The organism is Heliobacterium chlorum, assembly GCF_014502795.1.
GTDB lineage: Bacteria > Bacillota > Desulfitobacteriia > Heliobacteriales > Heliobacteriaceae > Heliobacterium > Heliobacterium chlorum.
On record NZ_JACVHF010000198.1, the window covers coordinates 1 to 346 of the forward strand.

Sequence of the window (346 nt, forward strand, 5' to 3'; positions counted from 1 at the left end):
TCTTGTTTTATAGTCTTCGACTGGTAAGACTTTTTGTAATATCCCTTGCTGCTATATTTGGTTTTTACGGTGTATTACTGGGTCTTATTGGACTATTATCCCACCTTGTAAGCCTTAAATCGTTGGGAGTCCCTTTTCTTTCTCCCATCAGTCCGTATAACTCCAAAGGGGGAAGTGTTTTAATTCGAACAAGATCCTATTTACTTCATAGACGGCCACCATATCTTAGGCCTTTAGACCCAAAAAAACAATCGCTTATTTCTCGGCCTTGGTCACCTGATACACCCAGAGAACTGTTTATATTGGCAAAAGAACGTTCCAGTTCACAGAGAAAGGAACCACTTTA

General features: G+C 39.9%; 1 protein-coding gene. It reads left to right on the forward strand.

All coding sequences use genetic code 11. The features are described from left to right. Nucleotides 1-2 precede the first annotated feature (2 nt). Nucleotides 3-346, forward strand: a 344-nt coding sequence (locus H1S01_RS22845) for a spore germination protein (RefSeq protein WP_423751953.1), incomplete at its 3' end; no start/stop codon positions are given.